The organism is Eisenbergiella tayi (assembly GCF_001881565.1).
Taxonomy (GTDB): domain Bacteria; phylum Bacillota; class Clostridia; order Lachnospirales; family Lachnospiraceae; genus Eisenbergiella; species Eisenbergiella tayi.
The window spans coordinates 48,145-62,226 of the sequence record NZ_MPDJ01000012.1; the positions used below are offsets into that span (position 1 = coordinate 48,145).

Sequence of the window (14,082 nt, forward strand, 5' to 3'; positions counted from 1 at the left end):
CTGGGCAGTTATGGTATGTATAAGGAGGCAGTAAAAAAATAATAAAGCGCTTGCTTGTGACGTGGCGTAATGAATTATAATGGGGGAGGAGGTGATGGTTATGGGAAAAAGGAGAGTGGAGGTGCGGGAGTGGATGACGGTGGGACAGGCTGCGAAAAAGGGGGGCGTAACTGTGCGTACTCTGCAGTATTATGATAAGGAAGGTTTGCTGTCTCCGACTGCGGTGAGTGAGGGCGGGCGAAGGCTTTATACGGATAAAGATGTGGTCAGGCTTCATCAGATTTTGTCAATGAAGTCTTTGGGGTTTTCTTTGGATGATATTAAGAACCGTTTGATTCCGCTTGATACTCCCGGGGATGTGGCGGAAGTTCTTACCAATCAGGCTGCGGCTCTCAGGGAAAAGATTGAAAGTCTGTCGGAATCGCTGAAAGCTATTGAGGCGCTGAGAGAAGAGGTGCTTCAGATGCATTCGGTGGATTTTGGCAAATATGCTGATATTGTTGTGAATCTGCAGATGAAGAATGAGTATTACTGGCTGATAAAGAATTTGGATGACAGGGCGCTGGAATGTTTCCGGGGGCGTTTTGATAAAGAAAGCGGTCAGGCAATGCTGGAAACCTTCACTCGTCTGCAGGAGGAGGCTGTGCGCCTTCAGAACGGCGGAGAGGCTCCTGAAAGCGAGAAAGGCCTGAAGCTGGCAGAGGCATATTGGGATATGATTATGGAATTTACTGATGGAGATATGAGCCTGATTCCCGGTCTTATGGAAACGGAAAAATTGGAGGATCCGGGCGGAAAATGGAAGAATAAGCAGGCTGTTGTACATTCTTTTATTGAACCGGCTCTGGAGGCTTATTTTACAAAAACAGGATATGATCCGTTTGAGGGGGGAGACAGATGAGTTATGCCATAGAGATTGACGGTCTGAAGAAAAGCTACGGGAACCATATGGTGCTGAAGGGCTTGAGTTTCCAGGTTGCAAGAGGAGAAATTTTTGCTCTGCTGGGTGTTAACGGGGCAGGGAAGACCACTGCACTTGAGTGTATGGAAGGGCTGCGGAAATTTGAGGACGGCAGTATTGCGGTGAATGGCAGAATGGGAATACAGCTGCAGTCGTCCTCTCTTCCCGAGCAAATCAGGGCGATGGAAGCTGTGCGATTATTCGCGAAATGGAATAAGACAAAAACAGACGTTACCATGCTTGAAGCGCTGGGAATCAAGGAGCTTGGGAAGAAAAAATATGCGGATATGTCAACGGGACAGAAACGGCGTCTGCATCTCGCCCTTGCGCTGGTCAGCGATCCGGATATTGTTTTTCTTGATGAACCGACTGCCGGGCTTGATGTGGAAGGAAGAATATCGCTTCATGAGCAGATACGAAGACTGAAAACACAGGGAAAGACGATTATACTGGCAAGTCATGATATGGCGGAGGTGGAGAGCCTTTGCGACCGTATTGCAATTCTGAGTTCCGGTCATATCTCATTTTTAGGGACGGTAGCTGGATTGACGGAAAAAATAAGCAGGCGCTATAGGATCCATATCAAGACCAGTAAGGGAGAAGAATGCCTGGAAACGGAAAATATCGGGTCGGCTCTGCTGGAGGCGCTGGAGGAATTCAGGAAGAAGGGAACAGAAGTGATGGATATAAAAATAGACAGAGGGACATTGGAACAGCATTTTATGGAAATTGCAAAGGGGGACAGTGAATGAGTGCATTTTTATATGGAGCGGCGCTGCAATGGAAGCTGGATATACGCAGCAAAGCGCTGCTGATCACCTGCTATCTTGTCCCTTTGCTGTTTTTTGCCGTTATGGGGGGAATATTTACCTCACTCATGCCGGAGGCAAAGAGTACACTGATACAGTCCATGACTGTAATGGGGGTATCCATGGGGGCGCTGGTAGGCCTTCCGCCTTCCCTTACAGAGATATATGGGAGCGATATCAAGAAAGTGTACAAGGCTAATGGAGTGCCGCTTTATCTGGGGCTGTTTACCATTTCCCTGTCGGCATTTCTCCATTTGATGCTCATGTGCCTGATCATATATATTGCCGCTCCCATTGCATTTGGCGCGCAGCTTCCGGAAAGGCCGCTGTGGTATTTTATACGGCTGTCGATTTTTATTGGGGTATCCTTAAGCCTGGGGAGTATTCTGGGGCTGTCGGTAAAAAATCAGTCAAAACTCACTATGGTTTCCCAAATCGCATTTCTGCCGTCCATCATGCTTTCCGGCATTATGTTTCCTGCCGGACTGCTTCCCCGGCCTTTGGCAGCCATCGGCAGCATATTCCCCGCAGCCTGGGGATACCGGCTGCTGACAGGTGACGGTTCCGTATGCAGCAGCCTGTTTCCGCTGGCTGTTATCTTTGCAGTATGTGCGGCGATATGTGTTTTGGCATTGAGACGGCTTCAGTCGGAGTAGCGTAATGTTTAAGGCGCTGCCCAAACCAGCCGTGAAGCCGCAGAGAGGAAGGCTATAATTTCCTGAAGGAAGGGGTTCGTTTATGGAACACGGCATAGTAGGAAAAGCCGCAGTCCCTAAGGAGTTCTTCCGCCCGTCCGAATTCTCTGCAGATATCTCCGGGCCGGTGGGCATCGGAGCCTACGGTTATGAGCTCGCCGCCTTTTTTCCGATAGCGCTTCAATACATCCGTGCAGGGATGAAGCTCCTTCAGGCCATAACGAATCCCTCCTGTGTTTATTTCTATGCCAATCCCGTTTTCCAGCAGAAGGTCAAGCATCCGGTCAAATAAATCTTTATAGGTTTCATAGGTATAATTTTTATCCTTGTTCGGGCCATAGCGTACCACATAGTCCAGATGGCCGTATATGTCAAAGTCGTGGAAGGTTTCCAGATTTTCTATGATAGAAGAGAAATATTCCCTGTAAGCCTCCTCCTCGGACCGTCCCGTATAAAAACCGGCATTATAAGGGTCCCTGCCGTTGCATAAATGGGAAGAACCAATAATGAAGTCAAAGTCATATGCACTCGTATAAGCGCTCTGCAGCTCATTCAGATAAGCCTGCAGTCCCAGCTCGATACCGAAAAAGATCTGAATCTGTTCCCGGTACTTCGCCTGATATTTCAGCAAATCATACAGATAGGAATCGGTGTTGACTTCAAAAAAACCGGCGGGGGTATCCTGGGAAACCGGAAAATCAAAATCCATATGCTCCGTAAAACACATTTGGGTGAGCCCGAGGGAAATTCCTTTTTGTATCATGTCCTCCATAGGCGCCTCGGAATCACCGGAAAAAGAAGAATGTAAATGAAAATCTGCTTTGATAGCCATATTTGCCGCCTTTCTTCGTAATAACAGCAGCAGTGCCGCCTTTTCCGACGGGGATCCGGCTGCTGTTTTTCTTATGATTTGACCGACCAAATAAAAGTATAGCCTATAGAATAGGAAAAGGCAAAGAAAAAATGGAGTACGGACAGCGGCGATGGTTCTTTCTCCGGCTTGGGTATGACCGCGGCGTGTCTCTCCCTTCCCGGCAGCCGCCTTGTGCGGGTCAGTGTTCCTTTCAGGGCACACTCTCGCTCGGCCAAAAACGCAGCAGTACTAACGTTGCAAAGGACGCAACGTTAGTACTGGCGTTTTTAGACGGCCCTTACAGGAATCACTGACCCGCACAAGGCGGCTGCCGGGAAGGGAGAGACACGCCGCGGTCATACCCAAGCCGGAGAAAGAACCTCAGCAGTTCAAAACAGGCCGAACGGATGCTATTTATAAACTTTCTGTAAAATAAGGCACTATTTCCAATATTTTTTAATTTTCGTCTTGATATTTCATTGTAAATTAGGTAAAATGATTGTGCTGATAAAATTTTGTCAAGCTATGGGGACAAGCCCGGGTAAGCTTTCGGTGTGTCCGGAATGTGGACTTGCGCTGTGCGCGGGTCCGTTTGCTACGCTTGACAAAATAATATATTAAATCATTTTTAGGAGGAATTAAAAATGGCAGTAAAAGTAGCAATTAATGGTTTTGGCCGTATCGGACGTCTTGCTTTCAGACAGATGTTCGGAGCAGAAGGATTTGAAATCGTAGCAATCAATGATTTAACATCTCCCGAGATGCTGGCTCACTTACTGAAATATGATTCAACTCAGGGCAGATATGAACTGGGCGACAAAGTTTCCTACAGTGAAGATTCCATCACAGTAGACGGAAAAGAAATTAAGATTTATGCAAAGGCTAACGCTGCAGAGCTTCCTTGGGGAGAAATCGGTGTAGACGTAGTTCTGGAATGTACCGGATTCTATACCTCCAAAGCAAAAGCTCAGGCACATATCGATGCCGGCGCTAAGCACGTTATCATTTCCGCTCCTGCCGGAAACGATCTGCCTACCATCGTTTACAATGTAAACCATGAGACACTGAGCAAAGATGATCACATCATTTCTGCTGCTTCCTGTACAACAAACTGCCTGGCTCCTATGGCAAAAGCTCTTAACGATGCTTTCCCTATCCAGAGCGGTATTATGTGTACAATTCATGCTTACACAGGCGATCAGATGACTCTGGATGGTCCTCAGAGAAAGGGCGACAAGAGAAGAAGCCGTGCAGCAGCAGTAAATATCGTTCCCAACAGCACAGGTGCTGCTAAGGCTATCGGCCTGGTAATCCCTGAACTGAACGGCAAGCTGATCGGTTCCGCTCAGCGTGTTCCTACTCCTACAGGATCCACAACCATCCTGACAGCAGTAGTTAAAGGACAGCCTACCAAAGAAGCTATCAACGATGCTATGAAGGCTGCTGCCAATGAGTCTTTCGGCTACAACACAGACGAAATCGTATCCAGCGATGTTATCGGTATGAGATATGGTTCCCTGTTCGATGCTACTCAGACTATGGTTCTTCCTATTGACGAGAATACATCTGAAGTACAGGTTGTTTCCTGGTATGACAATGAGAATTCTTACACAAGCCAGATGGTTCGTACAATCAAACACTTTGGCAAACTGCTGAACGCTTAATTTATAATTTTGCAGTCAGCTGTGTAAAGGCATAGGCTCATAAGGGGTCCGGTCTGATGAGGGCCGGGCCCCTGTTTAATTTTAAGGAGGTTTTATACCATGTCATTAAATAAGAAATCCGTTGATGATATCAACGTAAAAGGCAAACGTGTCCTCTGCAGATGCGATTTCAATGTTCCTCTGAAAGAGGGCAAAATCACAGACGAGAACCGTCTTGTGGCTGCTCTTCCCACCATTAAAAAGCTGATCGCTGACGGCGGAAAGGTTATCCTCTGCTCCCATCTTGGAAAGCCTAAGGGAGAACCGAAGCCGGAGCTGTCTTTAGCGCCTGTTGCAGCACGTCTTTCCGAACTGCTCGGACAGGAAGTTAAGTTTGCAGCGGATCCCGAAGTGGTTGGCCCCAATGCAAAAGCTGCTGTGGAAGCCATGAAGGACGGCGATGTTATCCTTCTTGAGAATACCCGTTACAGAGCAGAAGAGACAAAGAACGGCGAAGCCTTCTCCAAAGAACTGGCTTCTCTGTGTGATGTTTTTGTAAACGATGCTTTCGGTACCGCCCACAGGGCACACTGCTCCAATGTAGGTGTTGCACAGCTGGTTGATACCGCAGTAGTTGGATACCTGATGCAGAAGGAAATTGATTTCCTTGGAAATGCAGTGGAAAATCCCGTAAGACCTTTTGTTGCTATTCTGGGCGGCGCTAAGGTTGCTGATAAGCTGAATGTTATCTCCAACCTGCTTGAGAAATGTGATACCCTGATCATCGGCGGTGGTATGGCATTCACCTTCCTGAAGGCAAAAGGCTATGAAATCGGTGCTTCTTTAGTGGATGATGAAAAGATTGAATACTGTAAGGAAATGATGGAAAAGGCTGAAAAGCTGGGCAAGAGCCTCCTTCTTCCCGTAGATGCTGTTGTTGCAAAAGCTTTCCCCAGCCCTATCGATGCGGAAATCGAAGTTGAAGTATTTGCTGCTGATTCCATTCCGGCTGAGAGAATGGGCCTGGATATCGGACCTAAGACAGCAGAAACCTATGCAGAAGCTGTTAAGACTGCAAAGACTGTTGTTTGGAACGGACCGATGGGCGTATTTGAGAACCCTGTGCTCGCAAAAGGAACTATCGCAGTTGCAAAGGCTCTGGCTGAAACAGATGCCACCACAATTATCGGCGGCGGTGATTCCGCAGCAGCTGTTAACCAGCTGGGCTACGGCGACAAGATGAGCCATATCTCCACCGGCGGCGGAGCATCCCTGGAATTCCTGGAAGGCAAGGAACTTCCCGGAGTGGCAGCAGCAAACGATAAATAATAAATTTTAAGGAGACCATTATCATGGCAAGAAAGAAAATTATCGCCGGCAACTGGAAGATGAACATGACTCCCAGCCAGGCCGTTGAATTAATCAATACCTTAAAGCCCCTCGTGGCAACCGAAGATGCAGATGTTGTTTTCTGTGTGCCTGCTATCGATATCATCCCTGCTATTGAAGCAGCTAAGGGCAGCAATATTGAAATCGGCGCAGAAAATATGTACTATGAAGAAAAAGGTGCATATACTGGAGAAATCGCTCCTGATATGCTCACTGACGTAGGCGTAAAATATGTTATTATCGGACATTCCGAAAGAAGAGAATATTTTGCTGAAACCAATGAGACTGTCAACAAGAAAGTTCTCAAGGCTTTCGAGCATGGTATTACTCCTATTGTATGCTGCGGCGAATCTCTTACACAGAGAGAGCAGGGAATTACCATTGACTGGATCCGTCAGCAGATTAAGATCGCTTTCCTGGGTGTAACTGCAGAGCAGGCTAAAACCGCAGTTATTGCATATGAACCCATCTGGGCTATCGGTACCGGCAAAACTGCAACCACAGAGCAGGCACAGGAAGTTTGTGCTGCCATCCGTGTATGCATCGGTGAAATCTATGACGAAGCGACTGCAGAAGCAATCCGTATCCAGTACGGCGGATCTGTTAATGCAGGAACCGCTGCAGAACTGTTTGCACAGCCTGATATCGACGGCGGCCTTGTGGGCGGCGCAGCTCTGAAGCCTGACTTCGGAAAGATTGTAAATTATAAATAACAGCAGTCCGACAATCATATAGTTAAGACAGTCCCCGTTTCCTTCAGTCTGTAAGCACTGACGGAAACGGGGATTTTTTGGTCTGACGGAAGGATTGATATATCTTATCAAGTAACCATATTGCAGCGGATTGTATCCTGTGGTATTCTATATCTTGAAGTTAGATGAGACTAACTATTACCTGACATGTACTAAAAGGAAGTTATTTTCCGGCGTATGGATGGGCGCCGGAGGATGATTTTCCGGATCCCGGAGGAAAGAAAGCATGCCCGTAGAAGAGATCACACAGTATTTACAAACAAACAGGCGGAGCTGTAAAAAGGCATTACATATGCAATTGGCAATTCACTGTGCTCCTTTTTTAAAAGGAATTAAGGAAAGTGCTGTAGTCAGTCTGCCAAGAGATCAGGCCGTTGAATTTTCAGTACTGGCGGCCCGGACCGGCCTGAGCTGGTATTTTCTGCTCCATGAAGATGGAAAAGATATGGTATTTATTTACCGGAAAAAGGAATTGGAGAGATTGCTGCAGAAAGAGGATGTTTCAGCCTTTCTGAAAAACAGAGGATACCTGCAGAGCGGCAAGATACATCCTTTTTCAATCTGCCGGATTTTGTCCGAACTGTCCCGGAGAGTAGAGGCTTATTACAGGACGAAAGAAAATTTCCCTCATGAGATAGGAGTGCTTCTCGGATATCCCACAGAGGATGTGGAAGGATTTATTGCCAATGAGGGCAGGGACTGTCTGTGTACGGGTTACTGGAAGGTATATCAGAATGAGCAGCGTGCAAAACATATTTTTGCCGCATTTGATGAAGCCAGGGAAGTAACTGTCCGGGAGGTATTGGAAGGAAAAGAGCTTCTGCAGCTATGTACATCCATATAAATCATTTTATATAAAGTAGGAGGAATAAAGATGGCACAGATTTCTATTGTATATTGGAGCGGCACAGGCAACACGGAGTTAATGGCTCAGAAGGTTGCGGAGGGTGTCAGGGAAGCAGGACAGGAGGCTGTCGTGCTCAGTGTGGATCTGGCGGATGTTTCGGAATTGAAGAAAGCCAGGGCTTTTGCGCTGGGCTGTCCTTCCATGGGGGCAGAACAGCTGGAGGAAACGCAGATGGAGCCTTTTATGTGTGATTTGGAAAATGGAATAGGCGGTAAGCAGATTGGCCTGTTCGGCTCCTTCGGATGGGGCGGGGGAGAATGGATGAGGGACTGGGAAGAAAGAGTCCGAAATGCCGGCGCATCTGTTGTTGGAGAAGAAGGAATTATTGTAAACGGGGCACCGGATGAGGAAGCGGAAGAGAAATGTAAGGAGCTTGGCAGGGCCCTGGCTGCTGCGGTTTCATAAGGCAGGTTAAAATAAATCAATCGAATTGATTAAAATTGCATCTTGTGAAAACCACAAACCTGTGTTATTATTTACAAAACTGAATAGGAAAGTAAATGCAAGGAAGAGGAGTAGTAGCTGAAAGCTGGAAAACAGAGAACTGCCGGGTGGTGCGAGGCAGTCTGAAGCGGACCGTGAACTGACCTTGGAGCAGCCGGCTGAAGACCCGCAGGGTTGTGTAGGTTCGGACGGAATACCCGCCGTAGAAAGGGGAAAGGCATGTTAGTGCTGATGAGTGCATGGTTTTTATTACCATGAAATAGAGTGGTACCGCGTGAAGTTGAATTTGCGTCTCTATAAAAATGACCCGGATTACAGGAAAGTCATTTTTATAGAGACTTTTTTTGTGCCCGGACAGAATAGGAGGAAGCATAAATGACAGCAGCAGAAAAGTATGGAAAATCCTATTTCATGCCACCGGTGGTGACATATGATTGGGTGAAGAAGGATACGATTGAGAAAGCCCCCATTTGGTGCAGCGTGGATTTGCGGGATGGGAACCAGGCGCTTATAGAGCCTATGGGTCTGGAAGAAAAACTGGAATATTTTAAGATGCTGGTAGAAATCGGTTTTAAAGAAATTGAGGTGGGATTTCCTGCGGCATCAGATACGGAGTATGCATTTTTGCGGGCATTAATCGAAAGAGACATGATACCGGAGGATGTGACGATCCAGGTTCTCACCCAGGCGAGGGAACATATCATCAGAAAAACCTTTGAAGCAGTGAAAGGCGCTCCGCATGCAATTGTCCATCTTTATAATTCCACATCGGTGGCACAGCGGGAACAGGTTTTCAAGAAGAGTAAGGACGAAGTGAAACAGCTGGCGGTGGACGGAGCCGCTCTTTTGAAAAAACTGGCGGAAGAAACGGACGGTAATTTCACATTTGAATACAGCCCTGAGAGCTTCCCGGGGACGGAAGTGGATTATGCTGTGGAGGTCTGCAATGCGGTTCTTGATGTATGGAAGCCGGATGAGAAGCACAAGGCAGTCATCAACATCCCGACTACAGTGCAGGTAGCGATGCCCCATGTGTTTGCCTGTCAGGTGGAATATATCCATAAAAACCTGAAATACAGGGACAGCGTGGTTTTGAGCGTACATCCTCACAATGACAGAGGCTGCGGAATCAGCGATGCGGAATTTGGGATTCTTGCAGGAGCGGACAGAGTGGAAGGGACGCTTTTTGGAAACGGTGAGAGAACCGGTAATGTGGATCTGGTCACATTAGCCATGAACATGGTATGCCATGGCGTGGAATCCGGCCTGGATTTCAGCCGCATTATGAAAGTCAGGGAGAATTACGAGCTCTTGACCGGTATGAAGGTGGATGAAAGAACGCCCTATGCGGGGGATCTGGTATTTACCGCGTTTTCCGGTTCCCATCAGGATGCGATTTCCAAGGGTATGGCCTGGCGGAATGAGGGAAAAAGCGGAAGTAAATGGACGGTTCCTTATCTGCCGGTGGATCCCAAGGATGTGGGAAGAGAGTATGAATCCGATGTCATCCGGATTAACAGCCAGTCGGGAAAGGGCGGCATCGCTTTTATTCTGAAACAGAATTTTGGGTTCTCCTTACCGGATGGAATGAAGGAAGAGGTTGGGTATCTGGTGAAGGGAGTTTCCGATAAGCGTCACCAGGAGCTGGCTCCGGCGGACATTTATCAGATTTTCAAGGAAAATTATATTTCACCCAGAACGGTCTTTCAGATTCCGGAGTTCCACTTCCGCCAGGAAAATGGGATTACCGCGCAGGTAACCATCGAACAGGGAAAGGAAAGAAGAGTGGTGGAGGCCTCCGGCAACGGCCGTCTGGATTCGGTAAGCAATGCGGTTAAGATGTATTTCGGAATCGATTATGAACTGGCGGTTTATGAGGAACATGCGATTTCCAGGGGGTCTTCCTCCAAAGCAGCGGCCTATGTGGGGATTTCCTGCAAGGGCAAGATGTATTGGGGCGTGGGAATTGATGAGGATATTATTAAAAGTTCTGTGGCTGCGCTTGTATCAGCGGGCAATAAGCTGGCGGAAGGTGAAAATTTTCAGGAAGGCAGGGAGGAAAGAGTTGTGGATATTATCAAATATATAAACGGACATTATGCGGAAGTAACTTTGGAAAATCTGTCGGAGAATTTTAATCTTTCCAGACCTTATATTTCAAAATATATCAAGGATAAGACAGGGATGAATTTCCAGGATGTGGTAAGAGAAGCCAGAATGAGAAAAGCCAGAACGCTTTTGAAGGAATCAGGACATTCGGTGGAATCGATAGCTGCGGATGTGGGTTATGAGAGCGTAGAGCATTTTAACAGACTGTTCAAAAAATCCTATGGGATAACTCCCGTACAATTCCGGGTACAGAAATAAACGGATTTAATAGAGTCAGGAAAACATAAAAAGAAAGGCCCTGCGGAGGATTGGCTAATAAAGAATTTTCCGCAGGGTTTTTTCGAAAAAGTCGCAGTTTTTATGTCCGGCATGAAGAAGGACGATAAGGTGATGGAATACGAACTGAAGAAATTCCTCCTGTGTGTATTCCTCCGACCATACGGACTCGGAAATGGAGGTATCCCTGTGGAGAGCCTTGCGGAGAACATCAAGAAGCACCTGGAAACATTGGTCTTCCAGCTCCCGGCCTCTTTTTTTATCCTCAGGAGGCATGGTCTCCAATTGAGTCAGCCAGTCCTTTTCGAATTCAGAAAGCTGTTCATTTATCAAGGCATAATACTGGGACACAAATTGCGGGAAACAGGTGCTCTGTGGTACCATCCCGGACAGATTCTGTATGACATCAGCCCAGAAGGAATTCACAACAGCAAAAATAAGCTCTGTTTTGTTGGGAAAGTAATTATAAAGAACACCTACGGAAATAGAGCATTTCCGGGCTATATTACGGATATTTACTTTATGGATGCCTTCGGTACGGGCTATTTCCATGGCAGTGTCAATAAGCTCCTGACGGGATGTAACATTCTTGTTCATCTTTTTTCCTCCTATTGAACCATGCTCATTATATAAAGCTTACCTTTTGATGTCAAGTATTCTGCAGTTAAAAGTAAACAGAAGGTCTGTGCAAAGGGCTCTTTGTAAAAAAATGATTGACTTGGAGTTAAGTCCCGGTGGTATGATTAGACAGAGTTAAGTGATTCTTTTTAAGAGAAAGGCGGGCAGTCATGACTATTGCAGAGGTAAGTAAGAAATATGAGATGTCTCCGGATACACTGAGGTATTACGAACGTATCGGCCTGATTCCCCAGGTACCCAGAAATAAGAGCGGAATCAGGGATTATGATGAAAATTCCTGCCGCTGGATTGAATTGATGAAGTGCATGCGCAAAGCGGGCGTGCAGATTGAAGCCTTGATAGAATATGTGTCTCTGTTTCAGCAGGGTGATTCCACTGTCAATGCCAGAAAAATGCTGCTCATAGAACAGAGGGATCAGCTGCTGGCGAGGATGGAGGAAATGCAGAAATCCCTGGACAGGCTGAATCAGAAGATCGACCGTTATGAACAGGGACTTATGCAGGCGGAAAAAAAGCTGCACTGACAGTGCTATTCCCGGAAGAAGGAATATCTGTTTTTTCCCAGCCGCTTTGATTCATAGAGGGCCGTATCCGCATTTTTATACAGGGTATCAAAATCCGTGCCCGCATCAGGGTAGAGTGCAATACCTATGCTGGAGGTTATATTCCAGCTGGAGGAATGATAGCTGCAGGTCTGTCTCAGGGAAGAAACAAGCAGTTCTGCTTTTGCTATTGTCGATTCCATATCATTAACAGGAATAAAAACCACAAATTCATCACCGCCGATACGTCCGAGAATGTCATCGTTGCGGAAATTGCTTTTCATGATATCTGTAAAACGGATAATTACATAATCGCCAAAATCGTGCCCATGCAAATCATTGGCCTGCTTGAAATTATCAATATCGAGAATGAAAAAAGCATACTTTTTTTCCGGATTAAGGGTGAGGGCGGCGCTGATATGCTGTCTGGTAGCGGTTTTGTTAAGAAGCCCCGTCATTTCATCCGTCTGGATTTTCTTTTCCGTTTTCAGTTCATGCCGTTTTTCCGCATCAATATTTTTCCGGTAGGTGAACATATGGATCGAATGATCTTCCGTGCATAAATAAATATATGCGTCGATGCGCATCCAGAAATAACCGGAGTCATCCAGGCTTATCATGAAGTCATACTGCAGATGGGTATTATTGCTTCTGTAATTCTTCATGACATTTTCCGGAGAGAACATGGAAATGTAGCCTTCCCGGTATTCCTCCTTGATCTGTTTTTCCGCTATAACGCGCAGCGCCTTGTCATAAGGGGTATTGGCCGGGACACCCAGGCTTTCAAAGTATCTCTGGGTACTGACCCCGGCGGCGCGGTTTTGAGTGATGTTCAGTTCATAAATATTATCATAAAGCTGTTCCGTTGCCTTTCGGAAGGCTTCTTCTTTTTCCTGGGTCAGCCTGAGAATATGTTTGTTGAATTTGCCGATGACAAAACCGATAACAAACAGGATGATCAACAGTATGGCGGCTATGGCGACTGCAGTATGATAAAGCTGTTGGCGCAGTTTGGCAATCAGGCTGGGGGGATCCTGCTCTACAATCAGATGCCAGGAAATTTCCGGGATATAGCGCGCCACAACATAAGCCCGTTTCCCGGAAGGAGCGGAGCCGGAAGACCAGAGGCTTTTTGATGTCCCTTCTTCTTTCCAGCCAAGCAGTTCGTCGCGGATATCTGTCAATCCATTTTCTTCAAATAAATTTAGATGCTCATATCCGGAATGCTCGGAGGAGACTTCTATCATTCCCTGTTCATTGATCAGATAGGCATTTACATCAAAATCATTCTGATATTCCCTGAGAATAGTCTGAAGATAATCTACACGAAGCCCGACACCAATAATTCCTATGGTATTATCCTTTTCATCATATATCTTGCAGTTCACGAAAATAGTGATGTCGTTATTAGCATTGACCACTTCATCGTTATCCACATTGAGAGAATAATCTTCAGAATCCTCAAGCATCGCGTAATACCAGACATTTTCCGGGTTATTCCTGGTCAGGATCCGGTCAAGGCCCTGAAAATTATAATAACGCCCGGAGGCTGTGGAAATAAGAAAAACGGAATCAAAGCCATATTTTTTCTGATAGGCGCCAAGATATTCCTTCAGGGGCTCGATATAGCTGTCGTCCTCCAGGCGTCCGGCTTCCCCGGCAAGATAATTTTTCAGGAAGCTGTCATTGGCCATGGTCAGGGATACGTTTACCGGTTTTGTAAAAATTGTGCTCAGCTGGTAGTAAATGCCTTCTGAGGTCAGGTCTGTAATCTGCTCCACATTTTCCAGTGCGGAGCTGTAGTTGGCGCGGTAGCTTAATATAGCGGTTAACAGGAAGCCTGCGAGGATAATCAGGCATACCAGAATATTGGTTTTTATAAGAATGTTTTTCTTTGACATGGATGACTCCTTCCCGATGCACTTCATATATTGTAAGGCATAGAATGAGAGCTTGCAAGAGAATCGTGTCGGTTAAATCCATTCTCTTTTCCGAAATAATAAAAATGGATTTGCGATTCTGATTGTTTTCTTTTTGTTGCCGGCCTGTACCGCCCCGTTGTA

General features: G+C 46.4%; 13 protein-coding genes and 1 other annotated feature. Of the genes, 10 read left to right on the forward strand and 3 right to left on the reverse strand.

Going from position 1 to position 14,082, the window contains the following annotated elements; all coding sequences use genetic code 11:
• Positions 1-100 precede the first annotated feature (100 nt).
• Genes BLA28_RS29565 through BLA28_RS29575 form a run of 3 tightly spaced genes read left to right on the forward strand, consistent with a single transcriptional unit; the run spans position 101 to position 2,426 of the window.
• Positions 101-901, forward strand: a complete 801-nt coding sequence (locus tag BLA28_RS29565) for a MerR family transcriptional regulator (RefSeq protein WP_069159387.1) — start codon at positions 101-103, stop codon at positions 899-901.
• Positions 898-1,713 (forward strand): ABC transporter ATP-binding protein, encoded by an 816-nt coding sequence (locus BLA28_RS29570; protein WP_069159388.1) that lies wholly within the window; start codon positions 898-900, stop codon positions 1,711-1,713. The genes BLA28_RS29565 and BLA28_RS29570 overlap by 4 nt, the downstream gene beginning before the upstream one ends.
• Positions 1,710-2,426: an ABC transporter permease gene (locus BLA28_RS29575; RefSeq protein WP_069159389.1), complete on the forward strand. Its 717-nt coding sequence runs from the start codon at positions 1,710-1,712 to the stop codon at positions 2,424-2,426. The genes BLA28_RS29570 and BLA28_RS29575 overlap by 4 nt, the downstream gene beginning before the upstream one ends.
• A gap of 52 nt (positions 2,427-2,478) precedes the next feature.
• On the opposite strand, the gene BLA28_RS29580 is transcribed toward BLA28_RS29575, so the two are convergent.
• Positions 2,479-3,297, reverse strand: a complete 819-nt coding sequence (locus BLA28_RS29580; protein WP_069159390.1) for a histidinol-phosphatase HisJ family protein — start codon at positions 3,295-3,297, stop codon at positions 2,479-2,481.
• 665 nt (positions 3,298-3,962) lie between these two features.
• Here BLA28_RS29580 and gap point away from each other — a divergent pair.
• The 6 genes from gap to BLA28_RS29610 all read left to right on the forward strand — a co-directional run bounded on the left by gap (position 3,963) and on the right by BLA28_RS29610 (position 10,820).
• The gene (gene gap, locus BLA28_RS29585; RefSeq protein WP_009252973.1) at positions 3,963-4,982 is read left to right on the forward strand and encodes a type I glyceraldehyde-3-phosphate dehydrogenase; all 1,020 of its coding nucleotides are present in this window, start codon (positions 3,963-3,965) and stop codon (positions 4,980-4,982) included.
• A 99-nt stretch (positions 4,983-5,081) separates the two neighbouring features.
• Entirely contained in the window at positions 5,082-6,290 is a 1,209-nt protein-coding gene (locus tag BLA28_RS29590; protein WP_044966787.1) for a phosphoglycerate kinase, read from the forward strand.
• 23 nt (positions 6,291-6,313) lie between these two features.
• Positions 6,314-7,063: a triose-phosphate isomerase gene (gene tpiA, locus BLA28_RS29595; protein WP_044966788.1), complete on the forward strand. Its 750-nt coding sequence runs from the start codon at positions 6,314-6,316 to the stop codon at positions 7,061-7,063.
• A gap of 331 nt (positions 7,064-7,394) precedes the next feature.
• Positions 7,395-7,946, forward strand: a complete 552-nt coding sequence (locus tag BLA28_RS29600; protein WP_169897320.1) for a DUF3793 family protein — start codon at positions 7,395-7,397, stop codon at positions 7,944-7,946.
• Positions 7,947-7,976: 30 nt separating this feature from the next.
• On the forward strand, positions 7,977-8,414 hold the full coding sequence (locus BLA28_RS29605; protein ID WP_069159392.1) for a flavodoxin: 438 nt from the start codon (positions 7,977-7,979) through the stop codon (positions 8,412-8,414).
• Between the two features lie 91 nt (positions 8,415-8,505).
• Positions 8,506-8,752, forward strand: a binding site (T-box leader).
• A 76-nt stretch (positions 8,753-8,828) separates the two neighbouring features.
• The gene (locus tag BLA28_RS29610) at positions 8,829-10,820 is read left to right on the forward strand and encodes a 2-isopropylmalate synthase (RefSeq protein ID WP_044966794.1); all 1,992 of its coding nucleotides are present in this window, start codon (positions 8,829-8,831) and stop codon (positions 10,818-10,820) included.
• A gap of 54 nt (positions 10,821-10,874) precedes the next feature.
• On the opposite strand, the gene BLA28_RS29615 is transcribed toward BLA28_RS29610, so the two are convergent.
• Positions 10,875-11,435, reverse strand: coding sequence for a TetR/AcrR family transcriptional regulator (locus BLA28_RS29615; RefSeq protein WP_009252967.1), 561 nt, complete (start codon positions 11,433-11,435; stop codon positions 10,875-10,877).
• Between the two features lie 191 nt (positions 11,436-11,626).
• Between BLA28_RS29615 and BLA28_RS29620 the strand changes: the two genes are divergently transcribed.
• Positions 11,627-12,001, forward strand: a complete 375-nt coding sequence (locus BLA28_RS29620) for a MerR family transcriptional regulator (RefSeq protein WP_009252966.1) — start codon at positions 11,627-11,629, stop codon at positions 11,999-12,001.
• Between the two features lie 5 nt (positions 12,002-12,006).
• Here BLA28_RS29620 and BLA28_RS29625 read toward each other — a convergent pair whose 3' ends face one another.
• Positions 12,007-13,920: a sensor domain-containing diguanylate cyclase gene (locus tag BLA28_RS29625; RefSeq protein ID WP_069159393.1), complete on the reverse strand. Its 1,914-nt coding sequence runs from the start codon at positions 13,918-13,920 to the stop codon at positions 12,007-12,009.
• Between the last annotated feature and the right edge of the window lie 162 nt (positions 13,921-14,082).

What these genes read in the sequence shown, in the direction of transcription:
- BLA28_RS29600 (WP_169897320.1), top strand. Translation starts at nt 7,395, where the DNA reads ATGCAATTGGCAATTCACTGTGCTCCTTTTTTAAAAGGAATTAAGGAA.
- BLA28_RS29570 (WP_069159388.1), top strand. Translation starts at nt 898, where the DNA reads ATGAGTTATGCCATAGAGATTGACGGTCTGAAGAAAAGCTACGGGAAC.
- BLA28_RS29615 (WP_009252967.1), bottom strand. Translation starts at nt 11,435, where the DNA reads ATGAACAAGAATGTTACATCCCGTCAGGAGCTTATTGACACTGCCATG.
- BLA28_RS29625 (WP_069159393.1), bottom strand. Translation starts at nt 13,920, where the DNA reads ATGTCAAAGAAAAACATTCTTATAAAAACCAATATTCTGGTATGCCTG.
- BLA28_RS29565 (WP_069159387.1), top strand. Translation starts at nt 101, where the DNA reads ATGGGAAAAAGGAGAGTGGAGGTGCGGGAGTGGATGACGGTGGGACAG.
- BLA28_RS29605 (WP_069159392.1), top strand. Translation starts at nt 7,977, where the DNA reads ATGGCACAGATTTCTATTGTATATTGGAGCGGCACAGGCAACACGGAG.
- BLA28_RS29575 (WP_069159389.1), top strand. Translation starts at nt 1,710, where the DNA reads ATGAGTGCATTTTTATATGGAGCGGCGCTGCAATGGAAGCTGGATATA.
- BLA28_RS29610 (WP_044966794.1), top strand. Translation starts at nt 8,829, where the DNA reads ATGACAGCAGCAGAAAAGTATGGAAAATCCTATTTCATGCCACCGGTG.
- gap (WP_009252973.1), top strand. Translation starts at nt 3,963, where the DNA reads ATGGCAGTAAAAGTAGCAATTAATGGTTTTGGCCGTATCGGACGTCTT.
- BLA28_RS29620 (WP_009252966.1), top strand. Translation starts at nt 11,627, where the DNA reads ATGACTATTGCAGAGGTAAGTAAGAAATATGAGATGTCTCCGGATACA.
- tpiA (WP_044966788.1), top strand. Translation starts at nt 6,314, where the DNA reads ATGGCAAGAAAGAAAATTATCGCCGGCAACTGGAAGATGAACATGACT.
- BLA28_RS29580 (WP_069159390.1), bottom strand. Translation starts at nt 3,297, where the DNA reads ATGGCTATCAAAGCAGATTTTCATTTACATTCTTCTTTTTCCGGTGAT.
- BLA28_RS29590 (WP_044966787.1), top strand. Translation starts at nt 5,082, where the DNA reads ATGTCATTAAATAAGAAATCCGTTGATGATATCAACGTAAAAGGCAAA.